Annotated in this window: 17 protein-coding genes; 6 read left to right on the top strand and 11 right to left on the bottom strand. The window is 66.3% G+C overall.

The annotated features are described in order from the left end of the window. Position 1: 1 nt before the first annotated feature. Both HZI36_RS01735 and HZI36_RS01730 read right to left on the bottom strand, forming a co-directional pair. Positions 2–943, bottom strand: coding sequence for an alpha-E domain-containing protein (locus HZI36_RS01735; protein WP_179400877.1), 942 nt, complete (start codon positions 941–943; stop codon positions 2–4). A 79-nt stretch (positions 944–1022) separates the two neighbouring features. Next, positions 1023–2465, bottom strand: a complete 1443-nt coding sequence (locus HZI36_RS01730; protein WP_343049932.1) for a circularly permuted type 2 ATP-grasp protein — start codon at positions 2463–2465, stop codon at positions 1023–1025. Between the two features lie 942 nt (positions 2466–3407). Between HZI36_RS01730 and HZI36_RS01725 the strand changes: the two genes are divergently transcribed. From HZI36_RS01725 to HZI36_RS01710, 4 genes are all read left to right on the top strand, one after another. After that, entirely contained in the window at positions 3408–4274 is an 867-nt protein-coding gene (locus tag HZI36_RS01725) for a hypothetical protein (RefSeq protein WP_179400875.1), read from the top strand. Between the two features lie 250 nt (positions 4275–4524). Continuing rightward, complete coding sequence (gene ahpC / locus HZI36_RS01720) at positions 4525–5088, top strand: alkyl hydroperoxide reductase subunit C (protein ID WP_179400874.1); 564 nt, start codon at positions 4525–4527, stop codon at positions 5086–5088. 125 nt (positions 5089–5213) lie between these two features. Beyond that, positions 5214–6791, top strand: coding sequence for an alkyl hydroperoxide reductase subunit F (gene ahpF, locus HZI36_RS01715; protein ID WP_179400873.1), 1578 nt, complete (start codon positions 5214–5216; stop codon positions 6789–6791). Positions 6792–6947: 156 nt separating this feature from the next. Continuing rightward, positions 6948–8345, top strand: coding sequence for an MFS transporter (locus HZI36_RS01710; RefSeq protein ID WP_179400872.1), 1398 nt, complete (start codon positions 6948–6950; stop codon positions 8343–8345). Positions 8346–8405: 60 nt separating this feature from the next. Here the strand turns inward: HZI36_RS01710 and HZI36_RS01705 are convergent, their stop codons facing one another. From HZI36_RS01705 to HZI36_RS01680, 6 genes are all read right to left on the bottom strand, one after another. After that, positions 8406–8771 carry a response regulator gene (locus HZI36_RS01705; protein WP_179400871.1) on the bottom strand — a complete coding sequence of 122 codons (366 nt, stop codon included), beginning with the start codon at positions 8769–8771 and terminating at the stop codon, positions 8406–8408. A gap of 21 nt (positions 8772–8792) precedes the next feature. After that, a complete protein-coding gene (locus HZI36_RS01700; protein WP_179400870.1) occupies positions 8793–9752 on the bottom strand; it encodes a chemotaxis protein CheX in 960 nt (319 codons plus the stop codon). Between the two features lie 29 nt (positions 9753–9781). Further along, complete coding sequence (locus tag HZI36_RS01695; RefSeq protein ID WP_179400869.1) at positions 9782–10339, bottom strand: hypothetical protein; 558 nt, start codon at positions 10337–10339, stop codon at positions 9782–9784. Next, a complete protein-coding gene (locus HZI36_RS01690; protein ID WP_179401047.1) occupies positions 10336–11073 on the bottom strand; it encodes a methyl-accepting chemotaxis protein in 738 nt (245 codons plus the stop codon). Before HZI36_RS01690 ends, HZI36_RS01695 begins: the two co-directional genes overlap by 4 nt. Positions 11074–11081: 8 nt before the next feature. Then, positions 11082–13463, bottom strand: coding sequence for an ATP-binding protein (locus HZI36_RS01685; RefSeq protein WP_179400868.1), 2382 nt, complete (start codon positions 13461–13463; stop codon positions 11082–11084). Between the two features lie 434 nt (positions 13464–13897). Then, positions 13898–14269, bottom strand: a complete 372-nt coding sequence (locus HZI36_RS01680) for an MAPEG family protein (RefSeq protein ID WP_179400867.1) — start codon at positions 14267–14269, stop codon at positions 13898–13900. 284 nt (positions 14270–14553) lie between these two features. On the opposite strand from HZI36_RS01680, the gene alr reads away from it, so the two are divergent. Further along, positions 14554–15678: an alanine racemase gene (alr, locus tag HZI36_RS01675; protein ID WP_179400866.1), complete on the top strand. Its 1125-nt coding sequence runs from the start codon at positions 14554–14556 to the stop codon at positions 15676–15678. A 56-nt stretch (positions 15679–15734) separates the two neighbouring features. On the opposite strand, the gene HZI36_RS01670 is transcribed toward alr, so the two are convergent. From HZI36_RS01670 to HZI36_RS01660, 3 genes are all read right to left on the bottom strand, one after another. Further along, positions 15735–16517, bottom strand: coding sequence for an enoyl-CoA hydratase (locus HZI36_RS01670; protein WP_179400865.1), 783 nt, complete (start codon positions 16515–16517; stop codon positions 15735–15737). Positions 16518–16673: 156 nt separating this feature from the next. Then, complete coding sequence (locus HZI36_RS01665) at positions 16674–17399, bottom strand: pirin family protein (RefSeq protein WP_179401046.1); 726 nt, start codon at positions 17397–17399, stop codon at positions 16674–16676. 149 nt (positions 17400–17548) lie between these two features. Continuing rightward, the gene (locus HZI36_RS01660) at positions 17549–18478 is read right to left on the bottom strand and encodes an MBL fold metallo-hydrolase (RefSeq protein WP_179400864.1); all 930 of its coding nucleotides are present in this window, start codon (positions 18476–18478) and stop codon (positions 17549–17551) included. Between the two features lie 196 nt (positions 18479–18674). On the opposite strand from HZI36_RS01660, the gene HZI36_RS01655 reads away from it, so the two are divergent. Then, a complete protein-coding gene (locus HZI36_RS01655) occupies positions 18675–23507 on the top strand; it encodes an NAD-glutamate dehydrogenase (RefSeq protein ID WP_179400863.1) in 4833 nt (1610 codons plus the stop codon). Positions 23508–23562: the final 55 nt, after the last annotated feature.

Genomic DNA, 23562 nt, shown 5'->3' with positions numbered 1-23562 from the left:
CTCAGTCGAAGTTGTAGGCCTGGGCGATCTCGGCGCCCAGCCCGTTGTTGCGGGTGATGAAATCGGTCAGGAACTCGTGCAGCCCGTTCTTGAAGATCCGTTCGACGGTGTTGTCGGCAAGCATCTGATGGATGCTCGTCGCGGTTTCGTGACACGGGTGCGTCACGCCGTAATCCTTGGCCAGGTGGTCGAGGCTCGACACGAGGCGTCCGTAGGAGTAGCGCAGCGAGCGCGGCATCCGGCCGTTCAGGATCAGGTAGTCGGCGATGTTCATCGGCTTGTACTGCACGTCGTACACCCAGCGATACGACCGGTGCGCGGCGACGCAGCGCAGGATCGACTCCCACTGGTAGTTGTCGAGGATCGTCCCGACGTGCGACACCGACGGCAGCAGCAGGTGGTACTTCACGTCGATGATCCGCGCGGTGTTGTCCGCGCGCTCGATCAGCGCGCCGATCTGCGCGAAATCGAAGATCTCGTTGCGCAGCATCGTGCTGTAGAAGCTGCCGAGAATCAGCGCGGTCGCGCGCTTCACCTGATCGAGGATCGCCGGCAGGTCGCTTGCGGGCACCGGCTGCACGAGCCCGGTCCGGATCGACAGCCACGCTTCGTTCACGCTCTCCCACGCCTCGCGCGTGAGCGCGGTGCGCACCATCCGCGCGTTCGAGCGCGCGTACTCGATGCACGACAGCACGCTCGAGCCGTTGTCGCGGTCGCGCAGCAGATAGTCGGTCACGGTGTCCGCCGCGTAACCGTCGTACTTCTCGCGGTAGCCGGCATCCGCGCCGGAGCTGACCAGCACCGACGACCATTCGGCCGGCGCGTCGGTCGTGCGCGTCAGCGCCATCCGCAGCCCGGCGTCGACGATGCGCGCGGTGTTCTCCGCGCGTTCGATGTAGCGGTACATCCAGTAAAGACCGCTCGCAGTGCGTCCTAGCAGCATCTGAGTCCACTCCGTTGTTATCCGTGTCGCGCGCCGTGGCCGGGCGCGCGGGCGCCACGCGGGCGCCCCCCCGCGCGCGTCAGTCCGCGAGCACCCAGGTATCCTTCGTGCCGCCGCCCTGACTCGAGTTGACGACGAGCGAGCCCTCCTTCAGCGCGACGCGCGTGAGTCCGCCCGGCGTGATGCGGATCCGGTCCGACACCAGCACGAACGGACGCAGGTCGACGTGGCGCGGCGCGAGGCCCGCGTCGGTCAGGATCGGCGTCGTGGACAACGCCAGCGTGGGTTGCGCGATGTAGTTCGACGGCCGCGCGCGCAGCTTCGCGGCGAACGCCTCGCGCTCGGCCTTCGTCGAGGCCGGCCCGACCAGCATCCCGTATCCGCCCGAACCGTGCACTTCCTTCACGACCAGCTCCTCGAGATGATCGAGCACGTACTTGAGGCTGTCCTCTTCCGCGCAGCGCCAGGTCGGCACGTTCTCGAGCAGCGCCTTGCGGCCCGTGTAGAACTGCACGATCTCGGGCATGTACGAGTAGATCGCCTTGTCGTCGGCGATGCCCGTGCCGGGCGCGTTCGCGATCGTGATGTTGCCCGCGCGATAGACGTCCATGATCCCCGCGACGCCGAGCACCGAATCGGGCTTGAACGTGAGCGGATCGAGGAACGCGTCGTCGACGCGGCGGTACAGCACGTCGATCGCCCGGAAGCCCTCGGTCGTGCGCATCGCGACGCGGCCGTCGATCACCTGCAGATCGCTGCCCTCGACGAGATGCACGCCCATCTGGTCCGCGAGGAACGAATGTTCGTAGTACGCGGAATTGTGGATGCCGGGCGTGAGCACCGCGATGGTCGGGTTGTCCTCGTTGCCGCCGGGCGGGCAGACCGCGGCGAGCGACTGGCGCAGCATCTGCGGATAGGTCTCGACGGGCCGCACCTTCACCTGCTGGAACAGCTCGGGGAAGAGCTGCATCATCGTCTCGCGGTTCTCGAGCATGTACGACACGCCGGACGGCGTGCGCGCGTTGTCCTCGAGCACGTAGAACTGGTTCTCGCCGGTGCGGACGATGTCGACGCCGATGATGTGCGTGTACACGTTGCCGGGCGGCCGGAAGTCGATCATCTCCGGCAGGAACGCGGCGTTGTGCGAGATCAGGTGCTTCGGCACGATCCCCGCGCGGACGATCTCCTGCCGGTGGTAGATGTCGTCGAGGAACGCGTTCAGCGCCATCACACGCTGCTCGATCCCCTGCGACAGCCGCGCCCACTCGGCGCCGGCGATGATGCGCGGCACGATGTCGAACGGAATCAGCCGTTCGGCGGCCTCGGCGTCGCCGTACACGGCGAACGTGATGCCGGTCTTGCGGAACACGCCCTCGGCATCGTGGGCTTTCTGTGCGAGGCTCGCGGGATTCTGCGTGTCGAGCCACTGCTTCAGGCGCGAATAAGGTGGCCTGACTGTGTCGCCGGATAGCATTTCGTCGAATGGCTTCATTGATTTATATCTCCATCGCGTTACCGGCATGTCGGCGCCGGACCGGCGTAACGACGAGTGAGCAAGGAGCGTGCCTTCCATTTCCCGCAATCTTCGGCGGATTCGGCACGCCGGGCAGGCATGCCGCACCACGCAGGTGCAGGTGCGTCGCGACAGCGATCCTTGATGCGCCGAACCGGCGCATCGGACACCCCGCGGCCCGTCGACACCGCGCGCAACGGCACGGAGCGCGCAGTCGACAAGCGACGCATGCCGAACATAGTGCGCCTGTCCGAGATAAATTAGCAATCGTTGCGCTGCGGGAGCATGACGCCCGAACGGCGGCGCGGCGCGGGTGCACCCCGGCGAGCGCGGGAGGTGCGCCGACGACGGCGGAGGTGCAACCGGAGGGATCGACGGCGACGCGGCGTCAGTGGTCTTACCTATGCGCAATGCGGATGCGTGGCGCCGGCATCGGCCCGGTAAATGCACGGGCGTTCGGTTATCGCGTTGATCCGTATTGAGAAAAACGCGTCGGCGCGGGAGCCGGCGCGATGGCCGGGACGGGACGGAAATCGCGGCCAGCGGCTTGCCGGGCGGCGAGCGTGGGCATGCGTGGTCGCGCGTGGTCAGACCAGTCAGTGCAACGGAATCCGGATGGCGCGATGCCGGCAGTATGCGTGGATTCGCATAACGCGGTTGGGTGGCGAATGCGCCGCGTCCGACGGTGGTTGCGACCATGCGCGCGGTGGGTCGCCCGCCTATCACGACCGCACGCCGTCGTGCACGCCAGCCCGCATCGCCGTCGGGCGCGCAACGACATGCTGCACCGCGTCCTCAATTCACCTGCCGCGCGCTCCCCGGCATCCCCGGCGAAGCTGTTTCTCGCAAAAATCAGACAAGTCTTATTGACAGAGCAGAAGAAAAATCAATAAATACACAGTCAATCAAATTTTCCAAAAACGGACGATTAATACGGGATCTTCCTGAAATTTGATTTTCATCAATATTTTGCAAGACGACCTTGAGCCGCGCAGAAAATGGCGGCAAACAATCAATGTTTATCAACAGATAAAAATTATCACCATGAAAAAAATTATTGGCACAATTATTTCAATCATCGCAACAACCACGTATGCAGGCTCGCCCCCGACAGACGGGCGGGTAAGTGAAACCGTCATCGATGGGAGCATATATTTGAGCGTTCCTGTGGACGTTTACAAGAAAATTCCGATGCAAAAAAATGAGGATGGCACACTGACCATTTTCCCGAATTCGCGACCGCCCGAGCTGAATGAATTGCATCAACGGTACTGCGAAAGTATCGGCGGAAGAGACATTACCGACGAAACGCAGACTACCATCACCACGTCTGTCAAGGATACCGCGACATGTTTGATTACTTCGCCGCAACCTAGCACACATACCTTTGGCGAGTATGGAATACCCGCTAATAATGGAATGCCAAGCGTCGGCGGCGTGGGAATAGCGCCCAACAAAGAATTGAACGATACCATTTTTTATCAAATTCCGATGCGCGTCACACCTCTTCAATTGGGCACATTCTCAATTGATACCATTCCTGCCAACGGAGTCACGCCATTTGGACAAAATTATCACGCGATGTTTGGCGTGAATTTTTTGAACACGCCGAGCGTGAACCGGGTTTCCTCCGTTTCATCAATCTATGAAAGCGGCCGACCTTGTAGGGCGGAAATGATAGGAACGGCTCCGAAGGGATATAGTGAGGTGCGCCAATTGGTAGTTTGCTTGGCGTCTCAACGATTTGCGAAAACGGAAGTAAGGGGGTGTTGGGGAAATATCTGCAAGATAGGCACGGGTCAAGTCACTCATTATTGAAACCGGGTGCACCGTGGCGGCGGCGGTCGACGAACTCGCACCTACCGGCCGCCCTCCCCCAAGCCACCGACCACTCACGCATTGGACACCCGTTCGACGGCCCTCGTGGCCCGGAAGCCGCGAGCAGGCATCGCCGCAACACCCATAAACATCCCCTATCACAAACATCCAGACAATCAATTTCACAAATCACCCACCTCCCCGGATACTGGCACCTCCTCATTCAACACCCAAGCAAAGGAAGCTCCAGATGCCGATCATCAACACCCAAGTCAAGCCGTTCAAGGCCACCGCATACCACAAAGGCGATTTCGTGTCCGTGTCGGACGAAACCTTCAAGGGCAAGTGGTCCGTCGTCGTGTTCTATCCGGCCGACTTCACGTTCGTGTGCCCGACCGAGCTCGGCGATCTTGCCGACCGCTACGCGGAATTCAAGAAGCTGGGTGTCGAAATCTACGCGGTGTCGACCGACACGCACTTCACGCACAAGGCGTGGCACGACACGTCGGACACGATCGGCAAGATCGAATATCCGATGATCGGCGACCCGACGCTCACGCTGTCGCGCAACTTCGACGTGCTGATCGAAGAAGAAGGAATGGCGCTGCGCGGCACGTTCGTGATCAACCCGGAAGGCGAAATCAAGCTCTGCGAGATCCACGACAACGGCATCGGCCGCGACGCCGGCGAGCTGCTGCGCAAGGTGCAGGCCGCGCAATACATCGCCGCGCACCCGGGCGAGGTCTGCCCGGCGAAGTGGACGCCCGGCGCGGACACGCTGACGCCGTCGCTCGACCTGATCGGCAAGATCTAAGCCGCCTCACCGCTAGCGATCGCGCGCTCATCCAGCGCGCGACGGGCGGGCGCCGAACCGCGCGGCCCGCCCCGCTTTTCCGGCATGACCTGCCCGGCCACCATTATTACGGAATCCAAATCGCCATGCTCGACGCCAATCTGAAGACCCAACTGAAAACGTATCTGGACAAGATCACGCGCCCGATCGAAATCGTCGCATCGCTCGACGACGGCGCGAAGTCGCAGGAACTGCGCGCGCTGCTCGGCGAGATCGCATCGCTCGCGCCACGCGTCAGCGTGATCGAGCGCGACGACGACGCACGCAAGCCGTCGTTCTCGATCGGCGAGCCGGGCCGCGACGCGACGATCCGCTTCGCGGGGATTCCGCTCGGGCACGAGTTCACGTCGCTCGTGCTCGCGCTGCTGCAGGCCGGCGGCCATCCGATCAAGCTCGACGACGACACGATCGGGCAGATCCGCGCGCTCGACGGCGACTACGCATTCGAGACGTACTTCTCGCTGTCGTGCCAGAACTGCCCGGAAGTCGTGCAGGCGCTGAACGTGATGTCGCTGATCAATCCGCGCATCCGCCACGTCGCGATCGATGGCGCATTGTTCCAGGATGAAGTCGACGCGCGCCAGATCATGTCGGTGCCGACGATGTTCGTGAACGGCGAGCACTTCGGCCAGGGCCGCAGCAGCGTGAAGGAGATTCTCGCGAAGCTCGACACCGGCGCGAGCGCGCGCGCCGCGAAGGCGCTCGAGAACAAGCCGGTGTTCGATACGCTGATCGTCGGCGGCGGCCCGGCAGGTGCTGCGGCGGCGATCTACTCGGCGCGCAAGGGCATCGCGACGGGCGTCGTCGCCGAGCGCTTCGGCGGCCAGGTGCTCGACACGATGGCGATCGAGAACTTCGTCTCCGTTCAGGAAACCGAAGGGCCGAAGTTCGCGACCGCGCTCGAGCAGCACGTGAAGCAGTACGACGTCGACGTGATGGACGTGCAGCGCGCGGACGCGCTGATTCCCGGCGACGTGCACGAGATCCGTCTCGCGAGCGGCGCGGTTCTGCGAGCGAAGACGATCGTGCTTGCGACCGGCGCGCGCTGGCGCGAGATCGGCGTGCCCGGCGAGCGCGAGTATCGCAATCGCGGCGTCGCGTACTGCCCGCACTGCGACGGCCCGCTGTTCAAGGGCAAGCGCGTCGCGGTGGTCGGCGGCGGCAACTCGGGCGTCGAAGCGGCGATCGATCTCGCGGGCATCGTGCGCGAAGTCACGCTGATCGAATATGGCGCGCAACTGCGCGCGGACGACGTGCTGCAGCGCAAGCTGCGCAGCCTGCCGAACGTGACCGTCGTCACGCACGCCCAAACGACCGAGCTGACCGGCGACGGCAGCAAGCTGAACGGCCTCGTCTATACGGACCGAAACACCGGGGACGTGAAGCGCGTCGAGCTCGAAGGCGTGTTCGTGCAGATCGGCCTCGTGCCGAACACGGAATGGCTGAAGGGCACCCTCGATCTGTCGGCGCACGGCGAGATCGTCGTCGATGCGCGCGGCGCGACGTCCGTGCCGGGCGTGTTCGCGGCCGGCGACGTGACGACGGTGCCGTTCAAGCAGATCGTGATCGCGGTCGGCGAAGGCGCGAAAGCATCGCTCGGCGCGTTCGATCACCTGATCCGGCAGGAGGCCGCGCCGGCGGAGCCGAAGGCGATCGCGGCCTGATGGCCGCGGCTCCGTGCGGGGCGGACGGTCAGGCCCGTCGCCCCGCACACACCATTCGCACGCATATTTCAGCACGGGACGAAACGTTCGCGCCGCGAGGACCATTACGATCGATTCATGGATCGACTCATCGATCGGCTCGTTTCGCGAGGTCCCATGTCCGCCAAAGTCCCCAGTACCCCCGCCCACCCCGGATTCGCGCTGGTGGTCGGCACCACCAGTCTGGCGTTCGTCGTCGTCCAGCTCGACGTGACGATCGTCAACGTCGCGTTGCCGCGCATCGCGCAGGATCTGCGCGCGAGCGTCGCGGCACTGCAATGGATCGTCGATGCGTACACGCTCGCGTTCTCGGCCTGCATGCTGAGCGCGGGCACGCTCGGCGACCGCTTCGGCAGCCGGCGCGGCTTCGTCGCCGGGCTCGTGCTGTTCGCGCTCGCGTCGCTCGGCTGCGGGCTCGCGCGCGGCGTCGACACGCTGATCGCCGCGCGCATGCTGCAAGGGCTCGGCGCGGCCGCGATGCTGCCGAATTCGCTCGCGCTGCTGAACCGCGCGTTCGCCGACGCGCCGAAACGGCGCGCGCACGCGATCGGCTGGTGGACCGCGGCCGGCAGCATCTCGATCGCGGCGGGACCGGTATGCGGCGGTCTGCTGCTCGGCATCGGCGACTGGCGCACGATTTTCCTCGTCAATCTGCCGCTGTGCTCGCTCGGCGTGGTACTCGCGCTGCGCCTGCCGCCCGATGCCGCGCAGCGCACGCGCAAGCGGATCGACGGCGCCGGCCAGATCGTCGCGACCGTCGCGCTGACCGCGCTCACCGCATCGGTGATCGAGCTGCATGCGCCCGGCGTACCGCCGGCGCTGCTCGGCATCGGCTTCGCGATCGCGCTCGCCGGCGGCGCTGCTTTCGTCGCGATCGAGCGGCGCGTCGCGGCGCCGATGATTCCGCCCGAGCTGTTCCGCAGCCGCACGTTCGACGCGGCGATCGGCTTCGGGATGACGGTCAATTTCACGTACTACGGGACCGTGTTCGTGCTGACGCTATATCTGCAGCGCGCGCTCGGCTATGCGCCGCTGCAGGCGGGCCTCGCGTTCCTGCCGCTGACCGCGGGATTCTTCGTGTCGAACGTCGTCAGCGGCCGGCTGACCGCCGTGTTCGGGCCGCGCGTGCCGATGCTCGTCGGCACCGCGATCGACGCGGCCGGCTTCATGCTGCTGCAGCGCGCAGGGCTCGATGCCGCATATGCGGATCTATGGCTGCCGTTCCTGCTGATCCCGGCCGGGATGGGGCTCGCCGTGCCCGCGATGACGCACGCGGTGCTGTCGGGCGTCGAGCCGCGCCGCGCGGGCACCGCGTCGGCGGTGCTCAATACCGCGCGACAGGCGGCGGGCGCGATGGGCGTCGCGGTGTACGGCGCGCTCGCGAGCGGCGGCGCGACGCGGATCGTCCAGGGCATGCACGCGGCGGCGCTGGTGTCGTGCGGGTTGCTCGCGGCCGCGTTCGTGCTCGCGTGGATGGTGCGCACGCCGCGCGAGCCCGCGCTGGCCGGCGCATAACGAAGTCGAAACTGCGGACATCGATACGGCGGACGTCGACGCGCGTCCGCCCCTCACCCCTCACCCCGCGAGCCGCTTCAGCGCGTCGAGCACCGCATCGCCCTTGAACGGCTTCACGATCCAGCCCTTCACGCCGGCCGCCTTGCCGCGCTCCTTCATCGGCGGGCTGCTTTCCGTCGTCAGCATCACGACGTTGACGGCCGTGTTCGCGAGTTCGCCGCGAATCTTCTCGACCATCGTGAGCCCGTCCATGTGCGGCATGTTGACGTCGCTGATCACGAGCCGGATGCCCGGCGTCGCCTTCAGTTTCGCGAGGCCGTCCTTGCCGTCGACCGCCGTCTCGACCGCCAGGCCGTTGTTGCGCAGGAAGCCCGCGACTTCGTCGCGCACCGTGCCCGAATCGTCCACTACGAGAATTTTCGCCATGATGTTCCGTTCCTTCGTCGTTCAAAAAAATTCCAGCTCGCCCGCGTCGACCATCGGCCCGACGTCCTGCACCGATTCGCGGAAGTCCTCCGGCGACCAGCTCAGGCTGAACACGAACCGCTGATCGATGCAGCACGACTTGCCGGATGCGTCGTCGGTCACCCAGTACTTGAAGCAGAGCTGCGGATATTCGCCGCCGAACGAGATCGTCTTCTGCTTGTGGTTGACGAGCAGCGGCACCTGCACCGGATGCCGCGCGAGCGCCGCCGCGTCGCCGAGATAGCGGTTCTTGAACGCGCCCCAGACGAGATTCGTCAGCTCGCCGAGCACGCTGTTCAGCTCGCGAAAGTCGGGCTGCGCGTCGTGCGTCCGCATGCCCGCGATCAGATCGAGCAGCGGCTGCTCGCGCGTCTGCAGCAGCATGTACCCGCGGCACCACGCGCTCTCGAGCGCGATCAGACTGAATACCTCGCCGTAGATGATCTGGTCGCGGACGATGCACGGCGTCTCGCGAACGATCGTCATCCCGGGAAACAGGCTGTCGAGCCGCGCCTCGGTGATCTCCGAAATGCCGCGTACGAGCGCGTTCGGATAGTCGATGCTGAAGATGTATTCGTCGATCACGCGACGCAGCGGCGTCAGGTCGGTCGCGACGTAGGTCGCGCACGCGGCGCGGCTCAGCGCGTCAGGCAACCCGTCGGCCGACGGGTCCGCGTCGCGGCGCACGATGATCGGCAGTTCGGGGCGCAGCGCGTCGATCTGCGTCGCGACGATCGCGCTTTCCGCGGCCGATCCGCCATACTGCTCGGCCAGCAGGATCGCGCCGAGGTCGATGTTCGAGCGCAGCACCTGCAGCAGCCGGTTGCGGCGCACCTTGAGCCCGATCAGGTTGTGTTCGTCGCAAAAGCGCTTGATCGCGTCCGCGTGCTCGCGGCTGTCGTCGAGCACCAGCACCTTGCTGACGGGTTTGCCTTCGGTCATGTCCAGTCGTTCCTCGCAGTCGACATCGGTCAAAAGAATTCGAGCTCGCCGGCCGTTTCCGCGACCGCGCTGTTTTCACGCTCGAGCGCATGAACATCGACATGAAAATCGACCGGCCCGTTCGCGCACACGCAAAGCGTCGCGCCGATGCGCACCGACGCGCCGACCGTCACGTCGAACGCCGCGAGATGGCCGGGTTCGAGCGCGGACAGCGCGTCGATGCTCGCGCCGTCGAGCAAATACGGCGTCGACATCCCGAGGTCCGGAAAATGCTCGGCCAGCGCCTGGTTCATCGCGCCGCAGCACAGATTCGCGATTTCCATGAACACTTCGTGCAGCGGCTGCCGCGCGTTCGCGCCGACGAAATAGCCGCGGGTCGCGTCGTCGTCGACGAACCGCAGCGCGATCAGCAGCCGGAAATGCAGCGACGAGATCGTCAGCACCGCGATGCGCGCGCCGCGCGGGCGCGCCATCGCGTCGAAGCCGACCGGCACGATGTCGCACGCGCCGCCGTCGACCGCGAGCCGCATTCGTGCCGCGTGAACGAAGATCCGCTCGAAGCTCTCCTTCGCTTGCGCGCTGATCACGCCGACGCTCCGTGCAATCGCGCATGCAGTTGCCCGGTCTGCTTCTCGATCGTCGCGAGCGCGGCGGCAATCATCTTGCCGCCCGCCTGAATGTCCTGAAACGTCGCGGCCGTCACGAGATCGTTCCGGTTCAGGCTATCGCGATAGCTGTTCGACAGTTGCTGCGAGCGCGCGGCGAGCGTGCGCACCTCGCTCGCGACGATCGAGAACCCCTTCCCCGCCGCGCCGGCGCGCGCCGCCTCGATCGACGCGTTCAGCGACACGATCGACACGTGCGCGACGAGCGCGGACAGCTCGAGATTCTTCGCACGCATGTCCTGGTTCTGCGCGGTCAGCGAAATCATCTGCTCGTGCCAGCGCTCGAACGTCGCGGCGAGACCGCGAAGGCGCGTCGCCTCCTGCATGATCTGCGCGGCGTGCTGCTGCCATGTGCCCTGCTCCACCCGGATCGCCGCGAGCGCGTCGCGCTGCGCATCGGCCGACGCCGTCTGGCGTTCGAGCGCGTCGGCGAGCCGCGCTTCCTTCTGCGCCCAGATCGCGGCGTCCGTGAAGTGCGCCGCCTGTGTATTGTCCGCGCGCGCCTCGAGCGTCGCGAGCGATTCGCGCAGCGCGTTGGCGTCGCGCGTCATTCGCTCGATGAGACGCGCGCGGCGCGCGCGATACACGAGCGCTGCGACGAGCCAGCCCAAGCCCAGTGCGCCGCCCACGAGCACGACGGCGGCATACGACGACATCTGCATGGTCATTCCACTGCCTCGATCGACGTTTCGCGACGCCGGCCGGCATCGAATCCGACGCTGTCCACCGCGTACGTGTCGGGCAGCGACACGATCGTCTGGAACGAACGATAGGCGGCGCCACGCCGGTCGTCGGTGAAGCGCAGCGCGATGCTGCCGCCGTCGCGCGCGACGAAGCTGCGCACCGCGTCCATCCCGACGCCGCGCCCCGACACCTCGGTCACCGCGCGCGCGGTCGAGAAACCCGGCCGGAAAATCAGTTCGGCAACCTGATCGTCGGACAGCGCAGGTTCCGCATCCACGCCGAACCAGCCGCGCTCGCGTGCGATCGCGCGAATCCGGTCGAGCGCAAGGCCGCGCCCGTCGTCGCTGATCGTGATCTGCAGCAGCCCGCGGTCGACGCCGGCTTCGATGTCGATCGTGCCTGCGCCCGGTTTGCCGAGCGCGTGGCGCTCGTCGGCTGGCTCGATCCCATGATCGATGGCATTGCGCAGCAGATGCATGAACACGTCCTTCAGCGTCGCGCCGATTTCGGTGCGGACGCGATAGCCGTTGTCATCGATCCGCACGGCTGGCGCTTCCTTGCCGAGCTCCGCCGCGAGCGACGGCAGCGAGTCGATCACGCCCGCGAGCGCCGTGCCGAGGCGCTCGGTGCCGAGCAGGCCGAGCGTGCGGCGCACCGCGTCGCGGGCCGCGCGCAGATCGGCGACGTTGGCCGGATCGATGCCGTCGAGCACGCGCAGGCTCTCGTCGATATGCGCGCGGTCGATCGTCAGATACTGCGCGTCCGCACGGGGCGCCGCCGCGCCGCCGCGACCGAGCGCGGTCGCATTGAGCGTCGCGTAGCTGTCGATCGCGTCGCGCACGCGCACCAGATCCGCGATCAGCGCGTCGCGATCCCAGTCCGGCGTCGCATCCGCGTGACGCAGCAGCTCGTACGTCTGCTCCGCCTCGTGCACGATGTCCGTCAGATGCTGCAGGCTGTACGTGCGCGCGTTGCCCTTGATCGTATGCATGTTGCGGAACAGCGCGGCGACCGCGCTGCTGTCCGCGCGCTCATGCTGGCGGATGATCCGCTCGTTCTCGTTGAGGAAGCCCTTCGCACTGTCGACGAACCGATCGAATTTGTCCTCGCTGACGGACAGGATCTCGCCGATCATCTGCAACCGGCGCTGCTGCTCGCCCGCCTGCGCGGCCAGCTCGCGCAGCTCGGTCACGTCGCGCACGCAGAGCATCAGCCGCACGACCGTGCCGGTTTCGTCGGTGATCGCCGACCAGCTCAGGTCGAGCCATTTCTCGCGCCCGTCGGGCATGCGCTTCGCGATCTCGTTGACGAGCAGATGCGCGTTGAATTCGAAGTTCATGCTGTCTTCGCCGACGCATGCGTGCACGGCCGTCTCGATCTGCGAGCGCGTATCGGCGCCGAGATTCGAGTCATCGAACACGAGCGCGCCCAGGCTGCGCCCGGCGATCCGGTCCGTCTCGAAGATCGTCTCCAGGTACGCCGAATATTCCGCGTGCACGACGCCACCGTCGACGACAGTCAAGATCCCCTGCTGCATGTTCTGCAGCATCGCCTGGATGTCGGCCGTCTTCTGCTTGAGCAGCGCGGCGTTTTCCTGGATCTTCGCGATCATCTCGTTGAACGCGAAGATCGAGCGGCCGATCTCGTCCAGGCGGCCGACCGGCACGCGCCGCGTGAAATCCTGGCTCGACGCGATCTCGCTCATCATCGTCTGCATGCGGCTCAGCGGACGCGTGATCTGCCGGTACAGCACGTAGCCGATCGCGGTCAGCAGCACGACGACGGTGCCCGCGAGCGTCGCGATCGCGGTCGCCGTCGTCGACAGCATCCCGTTCAGCGCGCGGATCGCGTCGTCCTTCTGGCGGTTCTTCTCGATGCGCAGCGTGTCGACGATGCCTTCGAGCTCGCTGCCGTACTGCGCGACGTCCGCGAACAGGAACGCCTGCGCCATCGCGTCCTTGCCGTCGGCCTTCATTTTCACGGTATCGTCGATCGCGGTGAAATAGTTCTGGACGCTGTCCTTCGCCTGCGCGACGAGGCCCGACTGCGCGTGGCTCGCGGCGGAACGCGCCTGCACGTCGAGCGCCGCGCGCAACGCGGCCTTGCTGCTCTGCAATTGCGCGCGCGCCTGCGCGGCCGTGTTCGCGTCAGGCGCGTAGATCAGCGTCATCGTCGCGATCTGCACGTCCTTCACGACCGACGCGAGATCCGCCGACGCGAGCGCGCTCGGCACGATGCCCTGCGTGACCTGCCGGACGTCGAATGCGCTCTTGTGGGTCTGATACACCGCATAGATGCCGATCGCCGACAACGCGACGAACGTCAGCACGACCAGCAACGTGATTCGATGACGAATCGTCATGTGCACTGCTCCCCGTAGCGACCCGGTGTCAACCGCTCGCGTATTCGATTGGATGAATTTTCAGCGCCGGATTATCGGCGACCGGTTATGACGGAGAGATGACGATTCCCGAATCGATGTAAAGCCAATCGTTTTATTTATTTTTTATCTGGCGAGGTATAAAGTTTTATTCGATAGTGCCGTTAATTGCGCCCCTCGCGCATCTTCCGGTGCCCGCAGCGCGCCTTCTGTTGTGGTCTTCGACGGAAATTCGATCACGCGGCGAATTGCATGTTTTGCCAACTTTCAATCAATCTTCCGGATTACGCAATATTTTTAATTTTATTTTAGTGCGCTTTTATTTTTATCGGTCCATTCCAACACGGCGATATTGGGAAAGTCGGCGGCGATTATTCCGGCATGCCGGGTTTTCCACCTCGCCGCCGACGACATGCTTACGCGCCGGTGAAGAACAACGCGACGACGCAGGCCATCCCCACGGCCCAGACGAGCGAACGCAGCGTCGCCCAGTTCAGCAGATACATCAGCGCATAGACAATGCGGCTCACGACGAACACGATCGCGAGCTGGTCGACGCGATGCACGTTCGCGCCCGCGTGCCACGCGGCGACGAGCCCGGCGGTGAACAGCGCGAGCGCTTCCCATGCGTTCTGGTGCACGGCCTGCGCCCGTGCGCGCCAGCCTTCGAGCTTCGCGAGATACTCGCGCGGCGTGTGGTTGTCATAGCCCTTCTTCGCCTTCGCGAGAAACGTCATCGGGAACGGCAGCAGCGCGACGATCAGCAGGCACAGTTGCGACGTGGTCATCCAAGTCTCCTCTCTATCGATTACATTATTCAATGGCAAGATCGACGAGAGGATAGCATCGGCGGGCGCGATCGATGCCTCCGGTTTTTAGACGGGATGCTCGGCGGCAAGCCGCGCGAAGCCATCGTGGGCAGCATCGCGCCCCACGGGAATTTTCACCAAATCCGAGATAAATACATTAATTAAAACTGGCTCATCGCCAATAACATAGCGTTCGACACTGGCTCGGCGCCGCCGCGCGCCGTGCTCTTCCTCTTTCGAGAACGACTCACGACACGAACGCCATGCCCCGTCCCATCGTCGCTCACATCCGCCCCGACGCCGTCCATCACAACCTCGAAATCGTCCGCGAAAAAGCCGCGCGCTCGCGCGTGTGGGCGGTCGTGAAAGCCAACGCCTACGGGCACGGGATCGAGCGGATCTTTCCCGGCCTCGCAAGCGCCGACGGCATCGCGCTGCTCGACCTCGACGAAGCGGTACGCGTGCGCGAGCTCGGCTGGGACAAGCCGGTACTGTTGCTCGAAGGTGTGTTCGAGCCGGCCGACGTCGCGCTCGTCGAGCGCCATCGGCTGACGGTCGCCGTGCACTGCGACGCGCAGCTCGACCTGCTGATCGCCGCGAAGCCGCGCCGGCCGATCGACATCCAGCTCAAGATGAATTCCGGCATGAACCGGCTCGGGTTCCGGCCCGACGCGTTCCGCGCCGCGTGGGAACGCGCGGCGAGCGCGCCGTCGATCGGCAAGATCACGCTGATGACGCACTTCGCGAACGCCGACGAAGGCGAGATCGACTGGCAGCTCGACCGCTTCGACGCGGCGACCGACGGCATTCCGGGCGAGCGCACGCTGTCGAACTCGGCCGGCGTGCTGTGGCATCCGAACGCGCACCGCGACTGGGTGCGTCCCGGCACGATCCTGTACGGCGCATCGCCGACGGGCGCGTCGCGGCACATCGCCGACGTGCGGCTGCGCGCGGCGATGACGCTGACGAGCCGGATCATCGGCGTGCAGACGCTGACGCCGGAGGAAACGGTCGGCTACGGCCGCAAGTTCACGGTCGACCGGAAGATGCGGATCGGCGTCGTCGCGTGTGGCTACGCGGACGGCTATCCGCGCCATGCGCCGACCGGCACGCCGATCGCCGTCGACGGCGTGCGCACGCGCGTGGTCGGCCGCGTGTCGATGGACATGCTGACCGTCGACCTGACGCCGTGCCCGAACGCGGGCATCGGCTCGAGCGTCGAGCTGTGGGGGGATCAGGTGCGCGTCGACGACGTCGCCGAGGCCGCCGGCACGATCGGCTACGAGCTGATGTGCGCGCTCGCGCGCCGCGTGCCGGTCGAGATCGTGCCGCCGGAAGCGGCGAACGCGCGGCCCGCGCCGCTGCGCACCGGCAGCTACGGACGCTGACGCGACGCGGCGCGGCGGCAGTACCGGCACCGGCGGCGCATCACGGCATCACGGCATCACGTCCGCCAGCGCGCCGGCCGCTTCTCGAGGAACGCGTCGATCCCTTCGCGGACGTCGTCCTCCATCATGTTCCGCGCCATCACGTCGCTCGCGTACGCATACGCGTCCTCGAGCGTCATCTCGCGCTGCCGGTGGAACATCGCCTTGCCGTAGCGCACCGCGACCGGGCTCTTCGCGACGATCTCCGCGACCTTGCGCGCGATCGCCACGTCGAGCGCGTCCTCCGGCACCGCTTCGTTCACGAGCCCCCAGTCGACGGCGGTCGCCGCATCGACGAAGCGCCCGGTCACGAGCATGTCGAACGCGCGCTTCGCGGAAACATTGCGGCTCAGCGGCACCGCCGGCGTCGCGCAGAACAGCCCGACGTTGATCCCCGACACCGCGAAGCGCGCAGTGTCGGCCGCGATCGCGAGATCGCACGCGGCGACGAGCTGGCAGCCCGCGGCCGTCGCGATCCCGTGCACGCGCGCGATCACCGGCACCGGCAGCGCGCGGATCGCCTGCATCACGCGCGCGCATTGCGTGAACAGCGCACGGTAGTAGTCGAGGTCGGGCTTGCCGCGCATCTCGCGCAGATCGTGCCCCGCGCAGAATGCCTTGCCCTCGCCGGCGAGCACGACGCATCGCACGCGCGCATCGGCCGCGAGCGACGCGAACGCGTGCTCCAGGTGGTCGAGCAGTGCGTCCGATAGCGCGTTGAACTGCTGGGGCCGGTTCAGGCGCAGCGTGACGACGCCGTCGCGATCGTCGCGCAGCAGGATGGCTTCCGTCGATTCCATGAGGCTCCTCCAGAAAGGCGCGCGCGGCGCCGCATCATCGCGGATCGCCGGACAGCGCGCCAGTGTCTCCAGCCCCTTCATATAGCACAACGCCGCATCCGGGCAAACCTCGATGCCCGGATGCGGCGCATGTGCCGCCACGCTCGGCTCAGGCCATCACGCCCATTCCGCCGTGACCTCGATCGGCCGCAGGTCGAACACCAGCACCTCCGCATCGTGGCCGTTCGAGAACGTCAGCGCCCGCTCGTCACGGATCCGCGCACCGTCGCCCTCGCCCAGCGTCACGCCGTTCACGGTCACGCTGCCGCGTGCGACGTGCACATACGCAAAGCGGTTCGCCGGCAGCTCGACGCTGGCGCTGGCGTCGCCGTCGAGCAGGCCCGCGTAAATCCGCGTGTCCTGCCGGATCGCGAGCGAGCCGTCAGCGCCGTCCGGCGACACGACCAAGCGGAACGTGCCGCGCTTGTCCGCGCTCGGGATGTTTTGCTGCTGATAGCGCGGCTGCGCGCCCTTCTCCGCCGGCCCGATCCAGATCTGCAGAAAATGCACGGGCTCCGCGCGCGAATGGTTGAACTCGCTGTGCGCGACGCCGGTGCCGGCGCTCATCAGTTGCACGTCGCCGGGCACGATCACCGAGCCGGTGCCCATCGAATCCTTGTGCTCGAGCGCGCCTTCGAGCACGTACGACAGGATCTCCATGTCGCGGTGCGGATGCGTGCCGAAGCCGCGGCCGGGCGCGACGCGGTCGTCGTTGATCACCAGCAGGTCCGAAAAGCCGACTTGACGCGGATCGTAGTAGTTCGCGAACGAAAACGTATGACGGGAACTGAGCCAGCCGTGCTCGGCGTGGCCGCGGTCATTTGCTGCTCGGACTTCGATCATCATGTTCTCCTTGGCTGACGGATGCGCGGGACGCGCATCTCGTTCATCGATGTAGACAGCTTACGTCAACCTGGATGAATGAAAAATACACAAGGAGATAATGACTGTCTCAAATAAGTGGACAAACACCCCGATGAGAACGGCTTCGCTCATCCGAGCCGGTAGACACCCTGCTCGTCGACCTGCACCCGCCCGTCGGCGACGAGTTCGGCCAGATGCTGCGAGATCGTGCGGGTCTCGGCATCTACCACCCACAACGCCTCGTAGCCCGGCGGATACAGCAGTCGGCGTTCGACCAGTTGCCCGAGGGTCTTCGGCGATTCCGCGAGCCATCCCAGCAGGCGCTGCTCGCGTTCGTCGAGCTTGGCGGTATACGCGGCGAGATCGCGCAGGAAGTGCGCCCGATCGGTGTAGATGCCCCGGTGGTGAGACGTGACCCACACCTTCGCCGGAATATCCGGCAGTCGCGCCAGGCTGCGCCGAAAGTCGTGCAGGTTCGAACTGGCGTCGCCATAGTAGGGTCCGAAACCGGTCAGATCGATGTCGCCGATGAAGGCCAGGCCCTCCGGCTCGACCACCAGCACGCAGTGGCCCGCCGTGTGGCCGGGCATGTGGAACGCGCGAATCCGCGTGTCGCCGAGATCCCACGTTGCGCCGTCGACGTAGCCGAGTGCGTCCGGGCGCGGCGCGTAGAAGAATTCGCGCTGGAGTTTCGCCAGCATCTTCGCGGAGCCCGACTGGGCGCCGCCGTAAGCGGCGCTCATCCCGTCCCAACTGCGTGCCGCCGGCAAATCGCCTTCGTGCACGTACACCGATGCGTGCGGAACGCGATGCAGGCCGGCCATGTGGTCTTCGTGGATGTGGCCCATCACCACCAGCTCCGTATCGTCGAATTCGGGGCCGATATGGTTCGAAACGACCGGCGTGTCGAACGACGCGCGCGTGTCCGAGCCGCGGATGAGCACCTGATTTCCGTCGGGATATTTCCCGCTCTTCTCGCCGAAAAGAACCGACACGCGACCGAAGTCGGCGCGTTGGATGGGAATGCGGGAACCGGGTTGCCCGGCAACAGGGTTCATGTGGCGAATCCTTCTTCAGATCGATATTCGGGCCGTTTCGATCGTCGGAACGGCCGTGCTGTTTCGGTCGAACGATACCACCGCTCGATCAACCCGCGCAGCGCCGATGTGCACCCGCACAATGGCGTTTCACGCATCCGGCGCATAATGTGCGACTGACCCGGCGACCAAGGGTCGCCCCGTTCAGGAGGACGTCATGCAAGCGAAGAACGAAGAAGTCGTCGCTCACCTGCTCTCCGATGTCGTCGAGTTCGCGCGCGGGCGTCTGCCCGAAGCCGCGTTCGAAATCGTCGAACCCTTTCTCCGGCATTACTACGATTTCGCCGATGCCGACGATCTGCAAAGCCGCGGGATCGCCGATCTGTACGGCGCCGCGATGGCGCACTGGCAGACCGCGCAGCGGTTCGTGCCGGGCAGCGAGCGGCTGCGCGTGTACAACCCGATCCTCGAGCAGCACGGCTGGCATTCGGATCACACGGTCATCGAGATCGTCAACGACGACATGCCGTTCCTCGTCGATTCGGTGTCGATGGCCGTCAACCGGCTCGGGCTCGCGCTGCACTCGGCGCTGCACCCGGTGTTCCGCATCTGGCGCGCGAAGGAAGGCGGCATCGCGCGCGTGGGCGTCGGCGGCGTCGACGACGACGGGCAGTCGCAACTCACGTCGTTCATCCATTTCGAAGTCGATCGATGCGGCGACGCAGCGAAGCTCGACGCGCTGCGCGGCGACATCGCGCGCGTGCTCGGCGACGTGCGCTCGTCGGTCGAGGACTGGCCGAAGATCGTCGAGATCGCGCGCGCGACGATCGGCGACATGAAGGCGCGCGAGACGAGCGCCGAAGGCGTCGAGGCCCGTGCATTCCTCGAATGGATGGCCGCCGACCACTTCACGTTCCTCGGCCACCGCGACTACGCGCTCGTCGAGCACGATGGCGGCTTCGCGCTGCGCGGCATCGAGGGCTCGGGGCTCGGCCTGCTGCGCGAAACGCTGCGCGCGCCCGGCACGCCGGACCTGACGCCGCTGCCGCCCGCCGCCGCCGCGATCATCCACGGCGCATTGCCGATCTTCCTGACCAAGGCGAACTCGCGCGCGACCGTGCACCGCCCCGGCTATCTCGACTACGTCGGCGTGAAGCTCGTCGGCCCCGACGGCAAGGTGAACGGCGAGCGGCGCTTCATCGGGCTCTATACGTCGACCGCGTACATGGTGTCCGCGTCGGAAATCCCGATCGTGCGCCGCAAATGCGCGAACATCGTCCGGCGCGCGGGCTTCCTGCCGAAGGGGCATCTCGGCAAAACGCTCGTGACGGTGCTCGAAACCTATCCGCGCGACGAGCTGTTCCAGGCGACCGAGGACGAGCTGTACGACATCGCGCTCGGCGTGCTGCGCCTGCAGGAGCATCAGCGCACGCGCCTGTTCGTGCGGCGCGACCGCTTCGACCGCTTCGTGTCGTGCCTCGTGTTCGTGCCGCGCGACAAGTACAACACCGACCTGCGCCGGCGCATCGCGCACCTGCTCGTCGACGCGTTCAACGGTGTCAACGTCGAGTTCACGCCGCAGCTGTCCGAATCGGCGATCGCGCGGATTCATTTCGTGGTCCATGCGGATCCGGGCACGATGCCCGACGTCGACACGCGCGAGCTTGAAACGCGGCTGATCCAGGTCACGCGCCGCTGGCAGGACGACCTGTCCGACGCGCTGCTCGACGCGTTCGGCGAGGAGCAAGGCAATCGCCTGCTGCAGCGCTACGCGGATTCGTTCCCCGCCGGCTATCGCGACGACTATCCGGCGCGCACCGCGGTGCGCGACGTCGAGCTGATCGAGCGCGTGCAGGGCACGCCGAATCTGGCGATGAACCTGTACCGGCCGATCGAGGCGGGGCCGCGCGCGTTCCGCTTCAAGGTCTATCGCGCGGGCGAGCCGATCGCGCTGTCGCGCAGCCTGCCGATGCTCGAGCATCTCGGCGTGCGCGTCGACGAGGAGCGCTCATACAAGATTCAGGCACCCGACGCGGCGCCCGCATGGGTGCACGACTTCGGCCTCGAGCTCGCGGACGACGCCGAATTCGACATCGAGCGCGTGAAGGATCTGTTCGAAGACGCGTTCGACCGGGCCTGGAGCGCGCGCATCGAGAACGACGGATACAACCGGCTCGTGCTGCGCGCGCATCTGAGCGCGCGCGAGGTCGCGATCCTGCGCGCGTACGCGAAATATCTGCGGCAGGTCGGCTCGACGTTCAGCGACGCGTACATCGAACGCGCGCTGACCGGCAACCCGGCGATCGCGCGGCAGCTGGTCGAATTGTTCGTGATGCGCTTCGATCCGCAAGTGGGCGATGCGCGCGACGCACACGCGCAACGCCAGCTCAACGCAATCGAAAGCGCGCTCGACCAGGTGCCGAATCTCGACGAGGACCGGATCCTGCGCCAGTTCCTCGGCGTGATCAATGCGACCGAGCGCACGAACTACTACCGGCACGATCCGGACGGCATGCCGAAGCCGTACCTGTCGTTCAAGTTCAATCCTGCGAAAGTGCCCGGCCTGCCCGAGCCGAAGCCGATGTTCGAGATCTGGGTGTATTCGCCGCGCGTCGAAGGCGTGCACCTGCGCGGCGGCCGCGTCGCGCGCGGCGGCCTGCGCTGGTCCGACCGCCGCGAGGATTTCCGCACCGAAGTGCTCGGCCTGATGAAGGCGCAGATGGTGAAGAACGTCGTGATCGTGCCGGTCGGCTCGAAAGGCGGCTTCGTCGTGAAGAATCCGCCGTCGCCAACCGATCGCGAAGCATGGATGCGTGAAGGCATCGCGTGCTACCAGACGTTCCTGCGCGGGCTGCTCGACCTGACCGACAACCTCGCGAGCGGCGCGATCGTGCCGCCGCCCGACGTCGTGCGGCACGATGCGGACGATCCGTATCTGGTCGTCGCCGCCGACAAGGGCACCGCGACGTTCTCCGACTATGCGAACGCGATCTCGCACGAGTATGGCTTCTGGCTCGACGACGCGTTCGCGTCGGGCGGCTCGGTCGGCTACGACCACAAGAAGATGGCGATCACCGCGCGCGGCGCGTGGGAATCGGTGAAGCGGCATTTCCGCGAGATGGGCGTCGACACGCAGGCGACGGACTTCACGGTGGTCGGCGTCGGCGACATGTCCGGCGACGTGTTCGGCAACGGGATGCTGCTGTCGCCGCATATCCGGCTCGTCGCGGCGTTCGATCACCGGCACGTCTTTCTCGACCCGAACCCCGATCCGGCCACGAGCTTCGCCGAGCGCACGCGGCTGTTCGCGCTCGAGCGCTCGAGCTGGGCCGATTACGATCAGGCGCTGATCTCGGCCGGCGGCGGCGTTTATCCGCGCACCGCGAAGACGATCGCGCTGTCGCCCGCAATCCAGGCCGCGCTCGGCATCGACGCGGCGTCGCTCGCGCCGAACGAGCTGATCCGCGCGATCCTGCAGGCGCCGGTCGACCTGCTGTACAACGGCGGCATCGGCACCTATGTGAAGGCGACGCACGAAACGAACGCGCAGGTCGGCGACCGCACCAACGACGCGGTCCGCGTGAACGGCTCGGATCTGCGCTGCAAGGTGATCGGCGAAGGCGGCAATCTGGGCTTCACGCAGTTCGGGCGCATCGAGTTCGCGCGGCGCGGCGGGCGCATCAACACCGACGCGATCGACAACTCCGCCGGCGTCGATTGTTCGGATCACGAAGTCAACATCAAGATCCTGCTCGGGCTCGTCGTCGCGGACGGCGAGATGACGGACAAGCAGCGCAACGCGCTGCTCGCGGAAATGACCGACGAGGTCGGGCTGCTCGTGCTGCGCGACAACTACTATCAGACGCAGGCGCTGTCGATCGCGGGCCGCTTCGGCGTGGAGATGCTCGACGCCGAAGCGCGGATGATGCGCGCGCTCGAACGCGCGGGGCGCCTGAACCGCGCGATCGAGTTCCTGCCGACCGACGACGAGATCGCCGAGCGCCACGCCGCGAAGCTCGGCTTCACGGCGCCGGAGCGCGCGGTGCTGCTCGCGTACGGCAAGATGTGGCTGTACGACGCGTTGCTCGAATCCGACGTGCCCGAGGATCCGCTCGTCGCCGACATGCTGATCGACTATTTCCCGAAACCGCTGCAGAAGCGCTTCAGCGAGCCGATGCGCCGCCATCCGCTGCGCCGCGAAATCCTCGCGACGCATCTGACGAATGCGCTCGTGAACCGGGTCGGCTGCGCGTTCGTGCACCGGCTGATGGAGGAGACCGACGCGCAGCCCGGCGACATCGTGCGCGCGTGCATCATGGCGCGCGACGTGTTCGACCTGAACGACCTGTGGCGCGACCTCGATGCGCTCGACAACCGCGTCGCCGACGACGTGCAGGCGCGGATGTTCGTCGACGTCGCGCGGCTGCTCGAAAGCGCGGCGCTGTGGTTCCTGCGGCATCTGCAAGCCGGTGCGGCCGGCAGCGCCGGCGACCTGATCGCACGCTGCCGCGACGCGGCGCAACGCGTCGCGCCGCAACTGCCGGCATTGCTGCCCACCGCGGATCTCGACGCGCTCGCCGAGCGGCAGCGCGCGCTCGTCGAAGCGGGCGTCGACAGCGGGCTCGCGGTGCGGGTCGCGAGCGGCGACCTGTCGGCCGCGCTGCTCGACATCGCCGAAGTGGCGGCCACCTGCAACCGCAGCCTGGAAGTCGTCGCGGGCGTCTACTTCGCGCTCGGCACGCGGCTCAATTACGGCTGGATCGGCGAGCGCGCGGCGGCGCTGCCGACGCCGACGCACTGGGACATGGTCGCGCGCGCCGCGGCGCTCACCGAACTCGCGCGCGTAAAGCGCGCGCTGACGACGAGCGCGCTCACCCAGGCCCCCGACTCGACCACGCCGGAGGCGATCGTCGATGCATGGGCCGGCCGCTGCACGGCCCCGCTCGACCGCTACGCGCGGATACTCGCCGATCTGCGCGCGACCGGCGGCGCGAGCCTGTCGGTGCTGCTCGTGATCGTCCGCGAGATGGCGGTGCTGGAGCGAGCCTGACGCCCTCGCCCCGCGCGCACGGCCGCCGGTTCGCCGCCGGCGGCCCGAATTGCCG

The sequence above is a fragment of the Burkholderia guangdongensis genome, assembly GCF_013403875.1.
Classification (GTDB): Bacteria; Pseudomonadota; Gammaproteobacteria; order Burkholderiales; family Burkholderiaceae; genus Burkholderia; species Burkholderia guangdongensis.
The sequence above is the reverse complement of the archived record's forward strand: the minus strand, read 5'-3'. Positions and strand labels throughout refer to the sequence as shown.

Bases quoted from the DNA above. Each gene is read 5' to 3' on its own strand.
- HZI36_RS01735 (WP_179400877.1), bottom strand. From the start codon at position 943: ATGCTGCTAGGACGCACTGCGAGCGGTCTTTACTGGATGTACCGCTAC.
- HZI36_RS01730 (WP_343049932.1), bottom strand. From the start codon at position 2,465: ATGCCGGTAACGCGATGGAGATATAAATCAATGAAGCCATTCGACGAA.
- ahpC (WP_179400874.1), top strand. From the start codon at position 4,525: ATGCCGATCATCAACACCCAAGTCAAGCCGTTCAAGGCCACCGCATAC.
- ahpF (WP_179400873.1), top strand. From the start codon at position 5,214: ATGCTCGACGCCAATCTGAAGACCCAACTGAAAACGTATCTGGACAAG.
- HZI36_RS01710 (WP_179400872.1), top strand. From the start codon at position 6,948: ATGTCCGCCAAAGTCCCCAGTACCCCCGCCCACCCCGGATTCGCGCTG.
- HZI36_RS01705 (WP_179400871.1), bottom strand. From the start codon at position 8,771: ATGGCGAAAATTCTCGTAGTGGACGATTCGGGCACGGTGCGCGACGAA.
- HZI36_RS01700 (WP_179400870.1), bottom strand. From the start codon at position 9,752: ATGACCGAAGGCAAACCCGTCAGCAAGGTGCTGGTGCTCGACGACAGC.
- HZI36_RS01690 (WP_179401047.1), bottom strand. From the start codon at position 11,073: ATGTCGTCGTATGCCGCCGTCGTGCTCGTGGGCGGCGCACTGGGCTTG.
- HZI36_RS01685 (WP_179400868.1), bottom strand. From the start codon at position 13,463: ATGACGATTCGTCATCGAATCACGTTGCTGGTCGTGCTGACGTTCGTC.
- HZI36_RS01680 (WP_179400867.1), bottom strand. From the start codon at position 14,269: ATGACCACGTCGCAACTGTGCCTGCTGATCGTCGCGCTGCTGCCGTTC.
- alr (WP_179400866.1), top strand. From the start codon at position 14,554: ATGCCCCGTCCCATCGTCGCTCACATCCGCCCCGACGCCGTCCATCAC.
- HZI36_RS01670 (WP_179400865.1), bottom strand. From the start codon at position 16,517: ATGGAATCGACGGAAGCCATCCTGCTGCGCGACGATCGCGACGGCGTC.
- HZI36_RS01665 (WP_179401046.1), bottom strand. From the start codon at position 17,399: ATGATCGAAGTCCGAGCAGCAAATGACCGCGGCCACGCCGAGCACGGC.
- HZI36_RS01660 (WP_179400864.1), bottom strand. From the start codon at position 18,478: ATGAACCCTGTTGCCGGGCAACCCGGTTCCCGCATTCCCATCCAACGC.
- HZI36_RS01655 (WP_179400863.1), top strand. From the start codon at position 18,675: ATGCAAGCGAAGAACGAAGAAGTCGTCGCTCACCTGCTCTCCGATGTC.